This window comes from Streptomyces sp. NPDC006265, from assembly GCF_040613555.1.
Lineage (GTDB): Bacteria > Actinomycetota > Actinomycetes > Streptomycetales > Streptomycetaceae > Streptomyces.
The window spans coordinates 1-3,481 of the sequence record NZ_JBEXSH010000917.1; the positions used below are offsets into that span (position 1 = coordinate 1).

3 protein-coding genes are annotated in these 3,481 nt (G+C 71.7%); all 3 read left to right on the top strand.

The window, feature by feature from the left end; translation table 11 throughout:
- On the top strand, positions 1 to 2,021 hold a 2,021-nt coding region (locus ABZ281_RS42705; protein ID WP_356663444.1), incomplete at its 5' end, for an MMPL family transporter.
- Entirely contained in the window at positions 1,999 to 2,571 is a 573-nt protein-coding gene (locus tag ABZ281_RS42710) for a GNAT family protein (protein WP_356663446.1), read from the top strand. The genes ABZ281_RS42705 and ABZ281_RS42710, both read left to right, overlap by 23 nt.
- A gap of 35 nt (positions 2,572 to 2,606) precedes the next feature.
- On the top strand, positions 2,607 to 3,143 hold the full coding sequence (locus tag ABZ281_RS42715) for a hypothetical protein (protein ID WP_356663448.1): 537 nt from the start codon (positions 2,607 to 2,609) through the stop codon (positions 3,141 to 3,143).
- Positions 3,144 to 3,481 lie beyond the last annotated feature (338 nt).

A 3,481-nucleotide genomic window follows, 5' to 3' on the forward strand; every position in this document is an offset into this window, starting at 1 on the left:
GGGACGCCTCGTCGGCGGCGGGCCAGGACTGGGCGGCCCGCACCCTGGACCGGATCGAGAACCTCCCCGCAGTGGCCTCGGTCGCCAGCCCCTACGACGGGCCGGGCGCGGGCCGCGTCAGCGGGGACGGCCGCACCGCGTACGCCGCGGTCACCTTCCACGACCAGGCCGAGGACATAGCCAAGGGCGAGGCGCAGGCCGTCGTCGACACCGCGAAGAGCGCCGAGACCGACGGGCTCCAGGTGGAGCTGGGCGGCAGTGCCGTCGCGCTCACCGAGTCCTCCGGCGGGCACGTCGCCGAGATCGTCGGCGTGATCGTCGCCGCGGTGGTGCTGTTCCTCGCCTTCGGCTCGCTCGCCGCGTCCCTGCTGCCCATCGCCACCGCCCTGATCGGCGTCGGCACCGCCTACGCCGGGATCGTGCTGCTCGGGCACGCCATGACCGTCGCCGACTTCGCCCCCATGCTGGGCATGCTCATCGGGCTCGGCGTCGGCATCGACTACGCGCTGTTCATCGTCACCAGACACCGCCGCGGGCTCAAACGCGGGCTGTCCGTCACCGAGGCCGCCACGAACGCCGTCGCGACCACCGGACGGGCCGTCGTCTTCGCGGGTGCCACCGTTTGCATCGCCCTGCTCGGCATGCTGATCCTTCAGCTGAGCTTCCTCAACGGCGTCGCCATAGCGGCCGGCCTCACCGTCATCCTCACGGTCGCAGCCTCCGTGACCCTGCTGCCCGCCCTGCTGTCCTTCATAGGCATGCGCGCGCTCAGCCGCCGTGAGCGCCGCCGCCTCGCCGAGCACGGGCCCGAACCCGAGGTGCCCACCGGCTTCGCGGCCCGCTGGGCGGCCTTCGTGGAACGCCACCCCAAGGTGCTCGGCGCGGTCGCCCTGGTCGTCATGGGCGTCCTCGCGCTGCCCACCTTCTCCCTGCACCTGGGCACCTCCGACCAGGGCAACGGCCCGGAGACGGCCACCACCCGCCAGGCCTACGACCTGCTCGCCGACGGCTTCGGGCCAGGCGTGAACGGCCCGCTCACCCTCGTCACCAAGGTCGACGGAGCCGACGACAAGCTCGCCCTGGACAACCTCGACGGCACCCTCCGCGCCACCGACGGCATCGCCTCGGTGACCCCGGTGACGTTCGACTCCGGCGGCCACACCGCGTACCTCACCGTCGTCCCGAAGTCCTCGCCGCAGTCGCAGCACACCAGCGACCTGGTCGACCGGTTGCGCGGCGAGGTGCTGCCCCGCGCCGAGTCGGGTACCTCGCTCGACGTGCAGGTGGGCGGCATGACGGCCGGCTACGACGACTTCGCCGACGTCATCGTCTCCAAGCTGCCGGTGTTCGTCGGGGTCGTCATCGGCCTCGGCTGCCTGCTGCTCCTGCTGGCCTTCCGGTCCATCGGCATCCCGCTGAAGGCCGCCGCGATGAACGTCGCCGCCGTGGCCTCCGCCTTCGGGGTGGTGGTCGCGATCTTCCAGTGGGGCTGGGGCAGCGAACTGCTCGGCCTCGGCAGCGCGGGGCCCATCGAACCCTTCCTGCCCGTGATCATGGTGTCGGTGCTCTTCGGCCTCTCCATGGACTACCAGGTCTTCCTGGTCAGCCGGATGTACGAGGAGTGGCTGGAGACCGGCGACAACCGGCGGGCCGTACGCGTCGGACTCGCCGAGACCAGCCGGGTGATCAACTCGGCGGCGGTCATCATGATCTCCGTCTTCCTGGCCTTCGTGCTCAGCGGCGACCGCGTGATCGCCATGTTCGGCATCGCCCTGGCCGCCGCCGTCGCCCTGGACGCCTTCGTCCTGCGCACGCTGCTCGTCCCCGCCCTGATGCACCTGCTCGGCGGCGCAAACTGGTGGCTGCCGCGCTGGCTGGACAAGCGCATGCCGCGCATCAGCATCGAGCCGCCCGAGAGCCGCGCCGCCCATGAGAGGCTGGCCGCCGCGACGGACGCCGAGGTGGCGGACGTCCTGGCGCAGGAGGAGCGGCAGCGGGATGTACGCGATATCCCTGGGTGACGACGCCGAGCTGAGGCCCCTGGAGCCCTGGCACGCCGGGGAGTTCCTGGCGCACCTGGAGCGGGGGCGGGAGTTCATCGGGCAGTACATCCCGTTCGGCACGACCGAGACGGACCTGCTCTCGGCCCGCGCCAAGCTCCAGCGCTACGCCGACCTGCGCGCCGCCGACACGGGCTCCCTGCACGGCCTGTGGCTGGAGGGGACGCTGGTGGGCGGAGTGCTGTTCCTGAACTTCGACGCGGCGACCGGCAACTGCGAGGTCGGCTGCTGGCTGGAGCCGGCCGCCACGGGCCGGGGCCTGGTCACACGCGCGATGCGGGTCCTCATCGACTGGGCCGTCGAGCAGCGCGGCATCCACCGCGTCGAATGGGTCGCCGCCGCCGGAAACCGGCCCAGCCTGAACGTGGCGCGGCGACTGGGCATGACCCGCGACGGTGTGCGGCGCGAGGCACACCCCTATGGTGGCGTACGGCACGATCTCGAAGTCTGGTCGGTGCTGGCGCCCGAGTGGCGCGCCGCACGCGCACGTGCCGCTCACAACGATCATTAAGAGACTTCTCAGACAGCGACCCTACGGTGCGAGACATGGCTACGAACGCAGTGGACGAGACCGAGGCCACCACGGCCACGATCGACGAGAAGGCGGTGGACACCACCGAGTCCGACGAGGTGCCCCAGACCGAGGTCCCGGCCGCCGCCGACGACGCGCAGACCAAGGAGGAGGCCCCCTCCGGCGTCGGCCAGGGCGCCGCCGCCGTGGTCTCCGCCGCGCTGGGCGTCGTCTCGCTCACCGGCAGCTGGATCGGCACCGTGGCCTCCGCGCGCCAGAACCTCGTCGGCCAGCTGGAGACCGCGCAGAACGCGGGCGTGGCCCAGCAGATCCAGGCGGTCTACGGCGACGCCTGGCAGACCACCGCCCTGTGGGGCGGCCTGTTCGCGCTGATCGCGCTGGTCGTCGGCGTCGTGACGCTCGCCCGGCCCGCGTTCGGCACGCCGGGCAGGATCCAGGCCCCCTGGATCAAGTCCGTCGCCTGGGCGGGAGTCGCACTCGGCGTCATCGGCCTGTTCCTGGCCGTCCTCAAGTACACCGGCATCCTGCTCGGACTACCGTCCGCGAGCTGAGAGCCCGCAGGTCCTGAGGGGTCTTAGGCGTTCCGTGAGCACCTTACGGAACGCCTGAGGCCCCTCAGCCGCGTCTAAGGCCCCTCCCGCCTCCGAAGATGCGGAACTCTCCCGATGTGGCGGCCCCACCTGGGGGACGAGAGTGAGGTCATCGCGGAGAAACACTCCGTGACCGGCCTCTTCTCAAGGACACATCATGTACGAGTACGAGCTCCAGCAGCTGCGCACCAGCGACCTCATCCGCCGGGCCGACCACGAGCGCCTGGTCCGCGAGGCCGCCCGGGCCCGCCGCGCGGCCCGCCATGAAGCGGACCAGGACTCCGCCGAGCACGAGAGCC

Coding starts and splice junctions, on each gene's coding strand:
- ABZ281_RS42715 (WP_356663448.1), top strand. CDS start 2,607: ATGGCTACGAACGCAGTGGACGAGACCGAGGCCACCACGGCCACGATC.
- ABZ281_RS42710 (WP_356663446.1), top strand. CDS start 1,999: ATGTACGCGATATCCCTGGGTGACGACGCCGAGCTGAGGCCCCTGGAG.